This is a genomic window from Burkholderia sp. BC1 (assembly GCF_052683555.1).
In genome coordinates this window covers 1-15,466 of the sequence record NZ_JBQYLP010000012.1, presented here as the reverse complement: position 1 = coordinate 15,466, position 15,466 = coordinate 1, and the positions used below count along the sequence as shown (strand labels likewise).

At 66.9% G+C, this 15,466-nt stretch carries 11 protein-coding genes and 1 pseudogene; 9 read left to right on the top strand and 3 right to left on the bottom strand.

Annotated elements, in window-relative coordinates; all coding sequences use genetic code 11:
• Nucleotides 1–127: 127 nt before the first annotated feature.
• Nucleotides 128–3,199, top strand: a complete 3,072-nt coding sequence (gene ydiJ, locus ACSHSS_RS08210) for a D-2-hydroxyglutarate dehydrogenase YdiJ (protein WP_048996544.1) — start codon at nucleotides 128–130, stop codon at nucleotides 3,197–3,199.
• Between the two features lie 279 nt (nucleotides 3,200–3,478).
• Here ydiJ and ACSHSS_RS08205 read toward each other — a convergent pair whose 3' ends face one another.
• From ACSHSS_RS08205 to ACSHSS_RS08195, 3 genes are all read right to left on the bottom strand, one after another.
• A complete protein-coding gene (locus tag ACSHSS_RS08205; protein WP_006416004.1) occupies nucleotides 3,479–3,781 on the bottom strand; it encodes a DNA-binding protein in 303 nt (100 codons plus the stop codon).
• Nucleotides 3,782–3,867: 86 nt separating this feature from the next.
• Nucleotides 3,868–5,022, bottom strand: a complete 1,155-nt coding sequence (locus tag ACSHSS_RS08200) for a branched-chain amino acid ABC transporter substrate-binding protein (protein ID WP_006399240.1) — start codon at nucleotides 5,020–5,022, stop codon at nucleotides 3,868–3,870.
• 563 nt (nucleotides 5,023–5,585) lie between these two features.
• Complete coding sequence (locus ACSHSS_RS08195) at nucleotides 5,586–6,758, bottom strand: porin (RefSeq protein WP_006399239.1); 1,173 nt, start codon at nucleotides 6,756–6,758, stop codon at nucleotides 5,586–5,588.
• Between the two features lie 959 nt (nucleotides 6,759–7,717).
• Between ACSHSS_RS08195 and ACSHSS_RS08190 the strand changes: the two are divergent.
• From ACSHSS_RS08190 to ACSHSS_RS08155, 8 genes and pseudogenes are all read left to right on the top strand, one after another.
• Nucleotides 7,718–8,967, top strand: a pseudogene (locus tag ACSHSS_RS08190) (MFS transporter).
• A gap of 121 nt (nucleotides 8,968–9,088) precedes the next feature.
• Entirely contained in the window at nucleotides 9,089–10,018 is a 930-nt protein-coding gene (locus ACSHSS_RS08185; RefSeq protein WP_006416012.1) for a LysR family transcriptional regulator, read from the top strand.
• Between the two features lie 114 nt (nucleotides 10,019–10,132).
• A complete protein-coding gene (locus ACSHSS_RS08180; RefSeq protein ID WP_006416032.1) occupies nucleotides 10,133–10,627 on the top strand; it encodes a hypothetical protein in 495 nt (164 codons plus the stop codon).
• A 42-nt stretch (nucleotides 10,628–10,669) separates the two neighbouring features.
• Nucleotides 10,670–11,689: a hydroxyquinol 1,2-dioxygenase gene (locus ACSHSS_RS08175; RefSeq protein ID WP_048996541.1), complete on the top strand. Its 1,020-nt coding sequence runs from the start codon at nucleotides 10,670–10,672 to the stop codon at nucleotides 11,687–11,689.
• Between the two features lie 32 nt (nucleotides 11,690–11,721).
• The gene (locus ACSHSS_RS08170; protein ID WP_006416013.1) at nucleotides 11,722–13,188 is read left to right on the top strand and encodes an aldehyde dehydrogenase family protein; all 1,467 of its coding nucleotides are present in this window, start codon (nucleotides 11,722–11,724) and stop codon (nucleotides 13,186–13,188) included.
• 7 nt (nucleotides 13,189–13,195) lie between these two features.
• Nucleotides 13,196–14,263 carry a maleylacetate reductase gene (locus ACSHSS_RS08165; RefSeq protein ID WP_006416031.1) on the top strand — a complete coding sequence of 356 codons (1,068 nt, stop codon included), beginning with the start codon at nucleotides 13,196–13,198 and terminating at the stop codon, nucleotides 14,261–14,263.
• Nucleotides 14,264–14,291: 28 nt separating this feature from the next.
• The gene (locus tag ACSHSS_RS08160; RefSeq protein WP_006415991.1) at nucleotides 14,292–15,164 is read left to right on the top strand and encodes an intradiol ring-cleavage dioxygenase; all 873 of its coding nucleotides are present in this window, start codon (nucleotides 14,292–14,294) and stop codon (nucleotides 15,162–15,164) included.
• 5 nt (nucleotides 15,165–15,169) lie between these two features.
• Nucleotides 15,170–15,466 (top strand): YciI family protein (locus ACSHSS_RS08155; RefSeq protein ID WP_445544827.1); only part of this gene is annotated, 297 nt, incomplete at its 3' end.

The window sequence follows — 15,466 nt, the reverse complement described above, 5'->3', positions numbered from 1 at the left end:
AAGAATACGTTTGTTTGCTGCCATTACCCGAACGATACTGGAAACCCCGGTCGCGCGGAAACTTGCTCAAAATTCATGATTCGGCGGCGGCCGCGGACCGATTCATTCTCTTGACCCTGTTCCTCCGATGCCGATCGCTCCGTTGCCCCGTCCCGCCACCCCGACCGCCACCGCCTATCGCGATTTTCTCGATGCGCTGCGGGCGGCCGGCTTTGCCGGCGAGATCCGCGCGGACTACGCGAACCGCACCGTGCAGGCGACCGACAACTCGATCTACCAGCGCCTGCCGCAGGCGGTCGTGTGCCCGGCCGACGTAGGCGACGTCGAACGGCTCGCGCGGCTGCTCGCGCAGCCGGCGCATCGCGACATCGTCGTCGCGCCGCGCGGCGGCGGCACCGGCACGAACGGACAGTCGTTGACCGACGGGCTCGTCGTCGATCTGTCGCGCAACCTGAACCGGATTCTCGAGATCGATGTCGAGCGGCGCCGGGTGCGTGTGCAGGCGGGCGTCGTCAAGGATCAGCTGAATGCGGCGCTGAAGCCGCACGGACTGTTTTTCGCGCCGGAGCTGTCGACGTCGAACCGCGCGACGATCGGCGGGATGATCAACACCGATGCGAGCGGGCAGGGCAGCTGCAGCTACGGCAAGACGCGCGATCACGTGCTCGCGCTCGATTTCGTGCTGCCGGGCGGCGAGCGGCTGCATAGCACCGCGCTGTCCGAGGACGAGCTGGCGCGCCGCTGCGCGCGGCAGGACCGGATCGGCGAGGTCTATCGCACCGCGCGCCGGATCAGCGACGACCACGCCGCGCTGATCGACGCGAAGTTCCCGAAGCTGAACCGCTGCCTGACCGGCTACGATCTCGCGCACCTGCGCGAGCCCGACGGCCGCTTCAACCTCAACAGCGTGCTGTGCGGTGCGGAAGGCTCGCTCGGCTTCGTCGTCGAGGCGACGCTCAACGTGCTGCCGATTCCGAAGTATTCGGTGCTCGTCAACGTGCGCTACGCGGGCTTCATGGAGGCGCTGCGCGATGCGCGCGCACTGCTCGAGCTCAAGCCGCTGTCGATCGAAACGGTCGACTCGACGGTGCTGATGCTCGCCATGAAGGATTTCGTGTGGAGCAGCGTCGCCGACTATTTTCCGCAGGACGACCGGCGCCCGACGCTCGGCATCAACCTGATCGAGTTCAGCGGCGACGATGCCGACGAGGTCGACGCGCGCGTACGCGCGTTCGGCGAGCATCTGCGCGCCGACACGACGGTCGAGCGCCTCGGCCATACGATCGCGGCCGGCGACGATGCGGTGAAGCGCGTCTACGCGATGCGCAAGCGCGCGGTCGGGCTGCTCGGCAACGTGCAGGGCGAAGCGCGCCCGCAGCCGTTCGTCGAGGACACGGCCGTGCCGCCCGAGCATCTCGCCGCGTATATCGCCGAATTCCGCGCGCTGCTCGACGGCTACGGGCTGCGGTACGGGATGTTCGGCCACGTCGATGCGGGCGTGCTGCACGTGCGCCCGGCGCTCGACATGAAGGACCCGAAGCAGGCCGCGCTGGTGCGGCCCGTGTCGGATGCGGTAGCCGCGCTCACGCAGCGGCATGGCGGGCTGCTGTGGGGCGAGCACGGCAAGGGCGTGCGTTCCGAATATGCGCCGGCGTTCTTCGGCGAACTGTATCCGGCGCTGCAGCAGCTGAAAGCTGCGTTCGATCCGCACAACCAGTTCAATCCGGGCAAGATCGCGACGCCGCCTCAGCCCGCGATGCGGCTGCTGAAGATCGACGAAGTGCCGACGCGCGGCGAGCACGACCGGCGGATCGACGAACGCGTGTGGCAAAGCTACGGCACCGCGATGCACTGCAACGGCAACGGCGCGTGCTACAACTTCGATCCGGACGACGCGATGTGCCCGTCATGGAAGGCGACGCGCGAACGCGTGCATTCGCCGAAGGGGCGCGCGTCGCTGATGCGGGAATGGTTGCGTCTGCAAGGAGAAGCGGGCGCCGACGTGCTCGCCGCCGCACGCGAGCGGCAGCCGTGGCTGCGCGGTTTCGTCGACCGCTGGCGCAACACGCGCGCCGCACGTCGCGGCGCAGCGGACTTTTCGCACGACGTGTACGACGCAATGGCCGGATGCCTCGCGTGCAAGTCCTGCGCGGGGCAGTGTCCGGTCAAGGTCAGCGTGCCGGAGTTCCGTTCGCGCTTTCTCGAGCTTTATCACCAGCGCTACTTGCGGCCGCTGCGCGACTACCTGATCGGCTCGCTCGAATTCACGGTGCCGTGGTTCGCGCGCGTGCCGGCGCTATACAACGGACTGATGCGTGCGGGCTGGGTGCGCACGCTGTTCGAACGGCACGTCGGCATGGTCGACAGCCCGTTGCTGAGCCGCTTCGATCTCGCGGCCGTCATTCGGCAGTGGGACGTGCGGCCGGCCGATCCGCATGCGCTCGCCGCGCTGACCGACGCGCAGCGCGCGCGCAGCGTCGTGATCGTGCAGGACACGTTTACGCGCTATTTCGACACCGAACAGCTGGCGACGCTGATCGAACTGGCCGCGCGGCTCGGCTTTCACGTGTGGCTTGCGCCGCTCGCGCCGAACGGCAAGGCGCTGCACGTGCAGGGCTTTCTGCGCGCATTCGAGCGGGCCGCGATCCGCAACGCGACGCAGCTGGCTGCGCTCGCGCGTGCGGGCGTCGCGCTCGTCGGCGTCGATCCCGCCATCACGCTCACGTATCGGCAGGAATACCGCAAGGTGCCGGGGCTGCACGACGTGCCGCCGGTCGCGCTGCCGCAGGAGTGGCTGCTCGATGTGCTGCCCGATGTGAAGGGCAATACGCAGGCCGACACGCAGGCCGGCGACGCGGCACGCGCGTATCGGCTGCTGCCGCATTGCACCGAGAAGACCAATGCACCGGACAGCGGCAAGCAATGGGCGCAGGTATTCGCGCGCCGCGGCTTGCGTCTGCAGGTTCAGCCTGCGGGATGCTGCGGGATGTCGGGCACGTATGGACACGAGGCGCGCAACGTCGATACGTCGCGGACGATCTATGCGCAGTCGTGGGCCGCGCACGTCGATGCGCCGGAGCCGGCCGGCGAAGCGCTGGCGACCGGCTATTCGTGCCGCAGTCAGGTCAAGCGCATGTCCGCGCGGCAGCTGCGGCATCCGCTGCAGGTGCTGCTCGATCAGGTGCGGGCGGCGCAGTGAATCGCGGCTTCGGCGACGTGCAGGCGCGCAACGTCGCGGCGATGGAGAAGATGCGGGCGCGGTTGCCGCAGCGAACTCGGGCGGCCGCACAGGCGGCTGTGGTGGCACGACAGGGCGGGGCGGCGAGGGGCGATCGAGCAATCGCGAACGCCGCATGTGAAGCGCGCATCGAGCGACGTGCCGTTTATCGTGAAGTCGCGCGTGCGCGCATGCGAGCGATTCGAACGGATAGTCTCGCCGCGCGGCGGCGTGCCGTTCGCGATCGCCGGTTGACGCGCTTTACGACTGGTCGTCGCCGCGCTTTGCGGTACGCGGATGGGCCGTTGCGGGAAACGCCCCGACGCCGCGCGGCCGTTTCGGCTCGATCCGCGTCTGCCGGATCACGCGGCGGAAGTCGATCTCATGCGCGGCCAGCGCGCCGATCAGCGTTGCGATCACGGCGAGATGCGACGGCACCGTGCCCTTGCTCGAATAGTTCGTGATCGAGCTTTCGTTCATCCGGATCAGGCGCGCGAACTCGCGCGCGGTCAATTGCGCCTTCTTCAACTCCTGCTGAAAGTCGGCATACGCCATCGCACACATGATTGCTGTCCTCCGTCAAGCAAAGCCGGCTCGCGCGGCGCCGGCGCCGACGGGCGACGACACCCGTCGGGCCGGCGTTGCGGCCGTTACATCCGGACCTGATCGAGGAAGGTCTTCTTGCCGCCCTTGTAGCCGTAGATCGAAATGATCCCGTGCGTCAGGTCGCCCTTCGAATCGAACGTCGTCGTGCCGATCACGCCTTCGTACTTGGTCGCCGGCATCGCGGCCAGGATCTTCGCGGGGTCGGTCGAGTTCGCGCGCTTCATCGCGTCGACGACGATGTACACGGCGTCGTACGCGAACGGCGCATCGAACTTGATGCCCTGGTTGAAGCGCTTCTGATACTTCGCGACGAACGCGGCGCCGCCCGGCATCTTCTCGATGGCCGCGCCGGCCTGCGAGCAGAGCACGTTGTCGGCCGCGGGGCCGGCGAGCTGCGCGAGCTGGTCGGTGCAGACGCCGTCGCCCGACAGGATCTTCGCGCGCAGGCCGAGCTGCTTCGCCTGCTTCGCGAGCGGGCCGCCGGTGGCGTCCATGCCGCCGTACATGATCGCGTCGGGGTTTTCGCCCTTGATCTTCGTCAGGATCGCGCGGAAGTCGACCGCCTTGTCGTTCGTCGCGTCGTGCGACAGCACCTTCAGGCCGAGCGCCTTCGCCTTCTTCTCGAACTCATTCGCGAGACCCTGGCCGTACGCGGTCGAATCGTCGACGACGGCCACCGTCTTCACGCCGTTCGACTGCGCGTAGCTTGCGAGCGCCGGGCCTTGCTGCGCGTCGGTCGCGACCACGCGATACGTCGTCTTGAAGCCCTGCTGCGTGTAGGTCGGGTTCGTCGCCGACGGCGAAATCTGCACGATGCCCGCGTCGCTGTAGATCTTCGAGGCGGGGATCGACGTGCCCGAGTTCAGATGGCCGATCACGGCGACGACCTTGTCGTCGACGAGCTTCTGCGCAACCTGTGTCGCCTGACGCGGGTCGGCCGCGTCGTCCTGCGGGTCGAACTGCAGCGTGATTTTCTGGCCGCCGATCGTCAGCCCCTTCGCGTTGATTTCCTCGACCGCGAGGCGCGCGCCGTTCTCGTTGTCCTTGCCGAGGTGTGCGATGCCGCCCGTCGTCGGTTCAACGCTGCCGATCTTGACGACCTGATCGGCCAGTGCGCCCGACGCCGCGCCGAATGCGGCGACGGCGAGTGCGGCCGTGATCAGGGGTTTGCAGCGCATGCCGACAATGCTTCGTTCCATCAGCCATCTCCATATCGATTGATATTTCTATTGACGTCCGGCGTGCCGGTCGCCTTGTGGGCGGCCGATGACCGGACGAGTCTCCGTCACCCTTGAAGGGTTCGTTTGCCTGGCGCCGGCGGCCGCGCGCGCATGCGAGCGTCGAGCGCGGCGTATTCGCCTGACGAAAAGCAAGGTGTGAATATAGCCGAACCGCTGTCGGTTCGCTTGCGGTTCGCTTCGGCTTCGGCGATGTCGGTCGCTGTCGTCGACTGAAGGATTATTCGGCCGCGTACGACGCGCTGGCCATGGACAGTCTGGTGCTGTCGGTACGGAACTGTTCGGTCGTTTTGGCGGCACACTTTCCGTCGATGTCATCGGCAGGCCGACGACCGGATCGCGACAGTCGGCGCGTTGACGCAACTAACGGTCAAGTTCGCCGGCCTCCGCCAGTGACGGGCCGCACACGCGGCTCACGCGATGGGGCGCCTTGTTTTCGAGCGAGCAAAAAAACGGGCGCACACCGCAGTGCGCGCCCGTCGCGACGCTTGCCGATACGCCGCTATCGCGGCGGCGCGCAGCGGTCAGAACTTGTGCCGGATCCCGACGATCGCCAGTTCCTGCGTATCGGTACCGGAATTGACGCCGTACGACCCGACCGACGCGGTCGCGTTCACGCGCGCGCCGTTCGCGTCGAGCGTATGGCCGCTCGCCTTCTGATAGCCGAACAGCGCATACAGATCGGTGCGTTTCGACAGCGCGTAGTCGGCCCCGACGTTGACCTGGTTGTAATGCGCGGAGGTCGGCCCCGTCAGCGACGTGTAGTTGTAGCCGACGCCCGCGCGCAATGCCGGCGAGAACTGCCAGTTGAAGAACGCGGAGCCGTTGTTGAACTTCGCGGTCTGGCGGAACGCCGACAGCGTGTCGGCGCCGTATTGCGTATTCGAATACGCGATGCCGAACGTCGCCGGCCCGGCCACGTACTGGCCGGCCACGCGCACGATCTGAATCGACTTCGCGCTCGAGAAGCCCTGATTGATCACGGTGTTGAACAGCGTGTCCGAACTGCTCGTCCACGAGCGGATGCCGTTTGCGGTCGTCGTGCCGCCGTTCGCGAAGAAGTAACCGGCGCCGAGCGACAGCGGGCCGTTCGCATAGCCGAGCGCGAAGCTGTACGTGCGGCCGCTGCCCGTCGCACCGGCGACGCCGCCGAAGCCGTACAGCGCTTCGGCCTGGAAGCCGGCGATCAGCGGACTCGTGTATTTCACCGAATTGCTCACGCGCAGGCTGTTGTCGTAGTTGTCGAGATCGCCGGGCGTCGCGAACACGCCGCCGAAGTAGTTGTCCTCCGTGAGCCCCTGCACGAGATCGACGACCGGATCGTACTGGCGGCCGAGCGTCACGGTGCCGTACGTGCCGCTCGACAGGCCGACGATCGCCTTGCGGCCGAACTCCCGCTGGCCCTGGCCGAGCGCGCCGGTACCGATGTTGAAGCCGTTCTCGAGCTGGAACAGCGCGGCGAGCCCGCCGCCGAGATCCTCGGTGCCGCGCAGCCCCCAGCGGCTGCCGGACAGGTTGCCGCTGCTGAACTTGACGAGATTCGACGCGTTGCTGCCGTTCGCGTTCTGCGCGTTGTGCACGTACGCGATGCCGGCATCGACGATCCCGTACAGCGTGACGCTGCTTTGCGCGTGCGCGCCGGCCGCGTAGAGCGATGCCGGCAGGGCGAGCAAGGCGAGTGACCTGATGCGTTTCATGACTGGATTCCCCCGTTGGTCGTTAGGTCTGACGATTCGGGGTGAACGATACGGATAGATGCATCGTCGAGGGAACCAATAAATTGTCGGAACGTTATGAGGTGCCGCGGTGTACGCGCGATCGACTCCGATGCAACGGCGTTACGCGAGGCGATGCGGGTGTCGCGACGATCGGTCGGGCTTGCGGGTTCAAGGACGATTGCAGTTGCGGTCGCAGTCGCAGCCGCGCACGCATGCATGACGTCGCGCGACCGGTGGGCGTCGGACGCGCTCGCTATCGCGCGACTGCTTCGGGTCCGCCGTCTCGCCGAGTAACCCGCCGCTCTGATGCGCCCACAGCGCTCCCGCACCGTGTTCGCGCCTTCACGCCGCGCCCGAACGGCCATGCCGATGCGATCGCGTTGCCGCCGTACGAAGGTCGAAATCGACGCGCTCGGCGTGTTGCGAAATCCCGTCGCAAAAGTGAGGGTGACCGGCTGATGCGGTAAAGCGAGGCGCGGTCGCTCGCTGGGGAGGATCGCACGGCATGCGCACGCCCGCGAATGCCCGCACATTTGTCGCTCCTTCTTCAGTCGCCGCCTGCTCCACGGCAGGCGCTTCTGCCTCGAAACGATCGCATCCCGGGCGCCGCGAGCGGCATGCCGATGTCTATGAGGGATTCCCCCGTAGGCGCCCGTTTCAATCCCGCATGCGTTCGCACAGCGCTTCTCCACCGGCCTGCGCGCCCGCCACGCCGATTATTTGCATTTCGCGAATGGCGCGTTCGCCGGTTGTTCCATACCCAATCCGCATCCGCACACCTATCGTTCGGGCGTCGGCGGGCTGAATTCGACGCCTCCGGCCGGCAGGCGAGCGCCATTTCCGCGCGGCTCGCGTCGCATCGCACGCAAAGACAACGGACCTGGCTCATGCACGAACGCCGCGCCTCGCGCGGGCTGACCAGCTTCACGGAGACAGACATGAAAGCAAACAAGTGGGATACCGCGTACGAGTGGAAGGCGGTTACGCTGCTGGCGCTCGGTTTCGGGCTGGTCGGCCTCGACCGCTGGCTCATCGCGCCGCTGTTCCCCTCGATCATGAAGGACCTCGACCTCACGGCGCAGGACGTCGGCAACTGCATCGGCGTACTCGGCCTGTCGTGGGGCATCTTCGCCGCGCTGATGGGCGGCATCTCGGACAAGGTCGGTCGCCGCAAGGTCCTGATTCCCGCGATCGTCGCGTTCTCGCTGCTGTCCGGCTTCTCGGGGCTCGCGAGCGGGCGCTCGGGCTGATCGCGATTCGCGGGCTGATGGGCGTCGCCGAAGGCTCGTTCTGCCCGACCAGCTTCGCGGCGACGGCCGACGCGTCGCATCCGCGGCGGCGCGGCTTGAACCTCGGGCTACAGCAGAGCGGCTTCGCGCTGTTCGGGCTCGCGCTGTCGCCGATCATCGCGACGCAGCTGCTCGAATTCGTGTCGTGGCGCTGGGTATTCGCGCTCGTCGCGGTGCCCGGTCTGGTCCTCGGCGCCGTCATGTTCTTCGTGATCCGCGAACCGGAACGCGCGAAGGCAGTCGAGTTGGAGCACGCGCCGGCGTCGCTCGGCCATGTGCTGAAGAGCCGCAACATCCTCGTCGCAATGGCCGCATTGTGTTGCGCGATGACCGGCGTGTTCGTGCTCGGCGCGCTGCTGCCGCTGTACCTGACGGACTACCTGTCGCTGGGCACGCAGAAGATGGGGCTTGTCGTATCGGCAATCGGTTTCGGCGGCTTTTTCGGGCAGTTCGGGTTGCCGGGGCTGTCGGACCTGGTGGGGCGCCGCGTCGCGAGCATCGTCGGCTTCGCCGGCACGGCCGTGATGCTCTACCTCTTCCGCGGCCTCGGCCCGCAGCCCGTCATGCTGTTCATCGTCCTGTTCGTCGCCTCGTTCTTCACGCTCGGGCTGGTGTCGCTGCTGTCGGGGCCGGTTGCAACCGAAGCCGCGCCGGTGGGCCTCGTGTCGACGTCGATCGGCGTGGTGGTCGGCTGCGGCGAAATCTTCGGCGGCGGCATCGCGCCGGCGATGGGCGGCTACGTCGCCGCGCACTTCGGGATCCAGAACATCCTGTGGCTGCCGATGGGCGCGGTGCTGCTCGGCATCGTGGTCAGTACGCTGATGCGGGAAACCGCGCCGGCCGTGCTGCAGCGCCGCGTCGGCGTGCAGCCGGAGCTGACGGCCGGCAAGCAGCAGTAACGTGCCGGAGGCGGCCGGCGCGATTGACACCCGTCAGGCGACAGAGTGACGCCTTTCGCATGATCGAACCGGCCGGCAGCTCCGGTTAGACTGGTGCTTTCGCTTGCAGCAAGGGCGCGGTATGGACCGGTTTCTGAGCATCGAGGCATTCGTCAGGGTCGCGGAGGCGAGCAGCTTCGCCGAAGCGGCCCGTCAGCTTGGGGTCACGAGTTCGGTCGTGACGAACCGTATCCAGCAACTGGAGAAGTTCGTCAACGCGCCGCTGTTCCATCGAAGCACGCGGCACGTTCGCTTATCCGAAGTGGGCGAGACCTTCTACCGCGAATGCGCGGAGGTCGTCGGCCGCGTGAACGAGCTGACCGACCAGATGCGCGAGCTGCGCGCGACACCGACCGGGCGGCTGCGCATCCAGATGCTGCCCGGCTTCGCGCTCGATCACTTCGGCGTGCCGCTCGCCGAATTCAATCGCCGCTATCCGGGCATCCAGCTCGACGTCATCGTCAACGATCGGGTCGTGGACCCGGTCGAAGAAGGGTTCGACATCGCATTCCAGATCTTCCCGCCGATTTCCGACTCGCTGATCGAGCGGCGACTGTTCGTCGTGCGGCGCCTGTTCTGCGCGTCGCCCGCGTACCTCGAAACGCATGGTGCGCCACAGCATCCGCGCGAATTGCTGCAGCACACCACCGCGCTGTATTCGGGTTATCCATCACGCAATCGCTGGACGCTCACGCGCGGCGACGAAGTCGTCGAAATGGAGCTGCCCGGCATGATCCGCTCGAACTCCGTGCATCTGCTGCGCGAGTACGCACTCACGGGCGGCGGTGTCGTGTGCCTCCCGACGCTGGTCGCGAGCGATGCACTCGTCGCGGGCCGCCTGGTGCCGATTCTGACCGATTTCCAGATCGCGCCGCTGAGCTTCGCGGCCGTTTATCCCGCAACGCAGCGACAGGCGTTGAAGGTCAAGGCGCTCGTCGAATTCCTCGCCGAATACATCGGTGACGAATCGCCGTGGGACCGCCCGCTGCTGGAACGCGGCTGGGTTCGCTGAACGGCGCGATTATTCGCGAATCGCAAATGCCGTAGTCGCGGTCCGTTGCCTTGTTGAGGGGCGCCCTTGCCCCTAGAGTTGAATCCAACAAGCGGTTCAACTCAGGAGACAGCAATGACCGACACGGCACGTCACACCGTTTTTGGTTCGCTCGACAGCTACACGCGGGGCGAGATCGAAATCACCAGCGGCAGCGCGAAACACTACGCGTTTTCGAACATCTTCGACATCGCATCGAAGTCGGCGCCCTACGAGAAAGTGGTTGCCGGCAAGAACCTTGAATACGTGATCGAGGTGCTGCGGACCGAGGGCGAGTCGCCGTGGTTTGCTTGCGCGCACGACGAGTTTGCGATCCAGATGGACGGCGAAGTCCGCATCGAATTCATCAAGCTCGACAGCCCGCCCACCACGGGCCGCGGCACCGTGAGCGCCGGCATCCGGCCGGCGGGCCGCGAGATGGGCTACGTGGTGCTGCGCAAGGGGCATCAGGCATTGCTGCCGGCGGGCTGCGCGTATCGGTTCATCACGAGCAAGCCCGGCGTCGCGCTCGTGCAGACCGTGCTCGGCGAGCTGTCCGTCGAGAAGTGGGCCGAGATCTGCGTGCACTGATCCGCCCGCTCGACACCATTCAACTATTCCTGGAGACATCTCATGGCCACGCTCGAGACCCTCGATCTTTCCGCAGGCTTTGCCGCCGATCTGGTGCAGGCGACGCAAGCCGATGCCGTCACCGGTTACCGCCGCTTCCAGCTCGGCGAATTCGCGTTCCAGCGCGACGAGTACTTCGTGAAGATCAGCTGGCCCGCGAAAGGCCAGACCCGCACGCACGCGATACCCGCCGACGCCTTCCTGCGCGCGATGATGCGCGACGTCGCGTGGGGCTTCTTCTACGGCTGGGTGAATTTCGATCACGTGTTCGGCACGCGCAATCACTACGGCAAGGTCGACGTCTATGCGGGAACGTTCAACGGCATCCTGAAGGAAGCCGGTGTCGACTACACGGAGACGTTCGAGACGCCGACGATCATGGCGACGTTCAAGGCGATGCTGCACGACTGGACCAACGAAGGCTTCGATCCATTCGCGGCGCCGGAGGAGACGGGCAGCGCATTCGGCCGCAAGCACGGCGAAAACGATTCGGCGATCGAACGCACGCGCATCGCGACGCGCCGCATGCCGGGCCTCGAAGGCGACTCGCCGCTGCGCGAGGCGCTGCCGGTCAACCGTGCGTTTCTCGACGTCGATCAGGACGAGCCGGAGGTGCACGTGGAGCCCGGATTCGAAGGTGAGCTGCACGCGTTCAACCTGTTCAAGTACCTGTCGCGCTCCGACGTGACGTGGAATCCGTCTGTGACATCCGTGTGCGGGCGCAGCCTGTTCTGCCCGACGACGGAGGAATACATCCTGCCGGTGTTCCATGGCAACGACCGGGTCGAATGGTTCCTGCAACTGTCGGACGAAATCGTGTGGGACATCGGCGACAAGAACACCGGTGCGCCGCGTGCGCGGATCACGATGCGCGCCGGCGACATCTGCGCGATGCCGGCCGACATCCGGCATCAGGGCTACTCGACGAAGCGCTCGATGCTGCTGGTCTGGGAAAACGCGACGTCGGACCTGCCGCAGCGATACGAAAGCGGCGAGCTGGCGCCGTATCCGATCGAGTTCTGAGCCGCGCTCGCGCAACCAATCGAGGACGATTCATGCAAACCCAACTTTTCATCGACGGGCGCTTCGTCGACGCCGTCGACCGCGGCACGATCGACGTGCTCAATCCGCACGACGGCTCGCTGATCGCGAAGATCGCCGCCGCCACCGCCGTCGACGTGGACGCGGCGGTCGAAGCCGCGACGCGCGCGTTTCCGACATGGTCGGCGCTGGCGGCGGCCGACCGCGGCCGGCTGCTGCTGCGTCTGGCCGATGCGATCGAGGCGAATGCCGAGGAACTCGCCCAGCTCGAATCGCTCGACACCGGACACCCGATCCGCGATTCGCGGGCGCTCGACGTGCCGCGCACGGCGGCGTGCTTCCGCTACTTCGGCGGGATGGCCGACAAGCTGCAAGGCTCGGTGATCCCGGTCGAACCGGGCTTTCTCAACTATGTGCAGCGCGCGCCGATCGGCGTAGTCGGCCAGATCGTGCCGTGGAATTTCCCGCTGATGTTCACGAGCTGGAAGATGGGCCCGGCGCTGGCCGCCGGCAACACGGTCGTGCTGAAGCCGTCGGAGATCACGCCGCTGTCGACGCTGCGCATCGTCGAGTTGATGGCCGAGGTCGGCTTTCCGGCCGGCGTCGTCAATATCGTGCCCGGCTATGGACACACGGCCGGCCAGCGTCTTGCCGAACACCCTGGGGTCGGCAAGATCGCGTTCACCGGTTCGACGGCGACGGGGCGCCGGATCGTCGAGGCATCGCAGGGCAACCTGAAGCGCGTGCAACTCGAACTGGGCGGCAAGGGCGCGAACATCGTATTCGACGACGCGAACCTCGATGCCGCGATCAACGGCGCCGCGTGGGCGATCTTCCACAACCAGGGGCAGGCTTGCATCGCCGGTTCGCGTCTGATCCTGCACGAACGTATCGCGGACGAATTCCTCGAGCGCTTCGTGTCGCTGGCTTCGTCGATCCGCATCGGCAATCCGCTGGACCCGGACACCGAGATGGGTCCGCTGACGTCGAAGCAGCACCTCGATCGCGTGCTGTCGTTCGTCGACGTCGCGCGCGAGCAGGGCGGCCGCGTGCTCGCCGGCGGCAGCGCGCCGCAGGATGCCGCACTCGCCGACGGTTACTACGTGCGTCCGACCGTCATCGAAGCGAAGAGCGCGGCCGATCGCATCGCGCAGGAGGAAGTGTTCGGTCCGTTCGTCACGGTGCTGCGCTTCGGCAGCGACGAGGAAGCGCTGTCGATTGCCAACGCGACCGAATACGGGCTCGGCAGCGGCTTGTGGACCAACGACCTGTCCCGCGCGCACCGGATGGCATCGAAGATCGACGCGGGGATGTGCTGGATCAACTGCTACAAGCGCGTCAACCCGGGCAGCCCGTTCGGCGGCATCGGCAAGTCGGGCTACGGCCGCGAGATGGGCTTCGAGGCGATGCACGACTACACGGAAGCGCGCTCGGTGTGGGTCAACGTCGACGGCAACGTGCCGCCGCACTTCAAGCGTTGAGGTCGCGATGGAGCGCTTCGTCTACCAGGGAACGCCTTCGCGCGTCGTATTCGAATGGGGCGCGCTCGAACGGCTGCCGGACGAGCTGAATGCACTCGGCGTGCAGCGGGCGCTGATCCTGTCGACGCCCGAGCAGCAGCCGCTCGCGGAGCGCGTGAGCCGCGTACTGGGCGAGCGCGCGGCCGGCGTGTGTGCGCAGGCCGTGATGCACGTGCCGGTCGAAGTGGCACGCGCGGCATGCGAGATGGCCGTCGAACTCGGCGCGGACTGTTGCGTCGCGATCGGCGGCGGTTCGACCATCGGGCTCGGCAAGGCGATCGCACTCGAATCGTCGCTGCCGATCGTCGCCGTGCCGACGACCTACGCGGGCTCGGAGATGACGCCGATTCACGGGCTCACCGAAGGCCGCTTGAAGCGCACCGGGCGCGACCCGCGCGTGCTGCCGCGCACGGTGCTTTACGACCCGTCGCTGACGCTGTCGTTGCCGCCGGGGATCTCGGCGGCGTCCGGCGTCAACGCGATGGCGCACGCGGTCGAGGCGCTCTATGCCGACGATGCGAACCCGGTCATCAGTCTGATGGCGGAGGAATCGATACGCGCGCTCGGCGAAGCATTGCCGGCGATCGTACGCGCGCCCGACGATCGCGAGATGCGCAGCCGCGCGCTGTATGGCGCTTGGCTCGCCGGCACGTGCCTGGGGGCGGTCGGCATGGCGTTGCATCACAAGCTCTGCCATACGCTCGGCGGCACCTTCAACCTGCCGCACGCGCAGACGCATGCCGCGATGTTGCCGCATACCGCGCACTACAACCATGCGGCGGCGCCCGAGGCGCTGCGACGTGTCGCGCGGGCGCTGGGCGGTAGCGACGCCGCCGACGCCGGCCAGCTGTTGTTCGAACTGAACCGGCAGCTCGGGCTGCAGGCGGCGCTCGGCGATCTCGGGATGCCGGAGGCGGGCCTCGACGAAGCCGCCGACCTGGCATGCCGGAATCCGTATGCGAACCCGCGGCCGATCGAACGTGCGCCGATCCGCGCGTTGCTTCAGCATGCATGGGAAGGGCGCGCGCCGCGGTGAGCGGCGGTCCGCGTCAAAGGAGACGAACGTGACGAATGATCATGACGACGGCGATACGCGGTTGACCGAGCAGGTCGTCGCCAGCTTCGACGGCGCGCCGAACCCGCGCGTGCGCATGCTGATGCAGAGCCTCGTGCGGCACCTGCATGCGTTCGTCCGCGAAACCGAGCTGACCGAAGCCGAGTGGATGGCCGCGATTCGCTTCCTGACCGAAACCGGGCAGATGTGCGACGACGTCGTGCGGCAGGAGTTCATCCTGCTGTCCGACACGCTCGGTGTGTCGATGCTGGTCGATGCGATCAACCATCGCTTGGCGACCGGCGCGACGGAAACGACGGTGTTTGGACCGTTCTACATCGAAGGGATGCCCGATCGCGCGTATGGCGAGAACATGGCGCTCACGTCCGGCACGCCGGCGCTCGTGCATGGCCGAGTGCTGACCACCGACGGTGCGCCGGTGCCGGATGCCGTGCTCGACGTCTGGCAGACCGCCGACAACGGCATGTATTCCGGACAGGACCCGGCGCAATCGCACGGCAACCTGCGAGGCCGCTACCGGACCGATGCGCAGGGACGTTACGCGATCACGACGATTCTGCCGGTCAGCTATCCGATTCCGACCGACGGCCCGGTCGGCAAGATGCTCGACGCGACCGGGCGCCACCCGTGGCGCCCCGCGCATCTGCACTTCATGATCGATGCGCCCGGCTATCGCCGGCTCGTCACGCATCTGTTCGACGAGGAAGACGCGTACCTGCAGTCGGATGCGGTGTTTGGCGTGAAGCCGTCGCTGATGGTCGCTTATCGCCGGCGCGAAGCGGGCGATGAGCTGGCGCGTCGGTTCGGCATCAGCGGTGCGTACCGCGAAGCAACGTACGACTTCGTGCTCGACCGGAGCTGACCGATATGGCTCGATTCTTTGCGGTGTTCGCGACGGACCAGCCGGGGATGCGCGACGTGCGCGACCGCGTGCGGCCCACGCATCGCAGCTATCTGCGCTCGGCGGCTCAGCATGGCGTGTACGTGCGGCTCGGCGGCCCGACGCTCGACCCGCAGGACGATGCGATGAACGGTACGCTGCTCGTCATCGAAGCCGACGACATCGATGCGGTGATGCGGTTCGTCGGCAATGATCCGTATGTGAAGGAAGGCCTGTTTTCGCGGGTGGAGGTGCGGCCGTGGGACTGGAGCCTCGGCAACCCG

What these genes read in the sequence shown, in the direction of transcription:
- ydiJ (WP_048996544.1), top strand. Translation starts at nt 128, where the DNA reads ATGCCGATCGCTCCGTTGCCCCGTCCCGCCACCCCGACCGCCACCGCC.
- ACSHSS_RS08180 (WP_006416032.1), top strand. Translation starts at nt 10,133, where the DNA reads ATGACCGACACGGCACGTCACACCGTTTTTGGTTCGCTCGACAGCTAC.
- ACSHSS_RS08175 (WP_048996541.1), top strand. Translation starts at nt 10,670, where the DNA reads ATGGCCACGCTCGAGACCCTCGATCTTTCCGCAGGCTTTGCCGCCGAT.
- ACSHSS_RS08205 (WP_006416004.1), bottom strand. Translation starts at nt 3,781, where the DNA reads ATGTGTGCGATGGCGTATGCCGACTTTCAGCAGGAGTTGAAGAAGGCG.
- ACSHSS_RS08170 (WP_006416013.1), top strand. Translation starts at nt 11,722, where the DNA reads ATGCAAACCCAACTTTTCATCGACGGGCGCTTCGTCGACGCCGTCGAC.
- ACSHSS_RS08195 (WP_006399239.1), bottom strand. Translation starts at nt 6,758, where the DNA reads ATGAAACGCATCAGGTCACTCGCCTTGCTCGCCCTGCCGGCATCGCTC.
- ACSHSS_RS08185 (WP_006416012.1), top strand. Translation starts at nt 9,089, where the DNA reads ATGGACCGGTTTCTGAGCATCGAGGCATTCGTCAGGGTCGCGGAGGCG.
- ACSHSS_RS08165 (WP_006416031.1), top strand. Translation starts at nt 13,196, where the DNA reads ATGGAGCGCTTCGTCTACCAGGGAACGCCTTCGCGCGTCGTATTCGAA.
- ACSHSS_RS08200 (WP_006399240.1), bottom strand. Translation starts at nt 5,022, where the DNA reads ATGGAACGAAGCATTGTCGGCATGCGCTGCAAACCCCTGATCACGGCC.